The organism is Parafrigoribacterium mesophilum (assembly GCF_039652555.1).
Lineage (GTDB): Bacteria > Actinomycetota > Actinomycetes > Actinomycetales > Microbacteriaceae > Parafrigoribacterium > Parafrigoribacterium mesophilum.
Window position 1 is genome coordinate 1 of the sequence record NZ_JBDJAF010000101.1, and the last position, 237, is coordinate 237.

The 237-nt window shown below is 71.3% G+C and carries 1 protein-coding gene; it reads right to left on the bottom strand.

Annotation, left to right across the window (positions count from 1 at the left end):
- Window positions 1-237: hypothetical protein (locus ABFX56_RS16250; protein WP_428834470.1), on the bottom strand; the 237-nt coding region annotated here is incomplete at both ends.

Consider the following 237-nt stretch of genomic DNA (forward strand, 5'->3'; position numbering starts at 1 on the left):
CCCGCGGGGCCAGGCCGTCTTGATCCAGACGCGCTTCGGCCTCACGCACCATCCGGATCACCAGAGCATGCGGCAGCTGCGCCGCATGCTCCGCCAACACCCGCTCGTACTCATCGGCTTGTTGCGGGTTCGCCCGGACGGCGACCCGGTCCAGCATGCCGGTGATCGCCGCCGCCGCATCCGAACTGATCCGGCCGCAGTTCACCGCCCGAGCCACGTACGGGTGCGCCGGCGGCA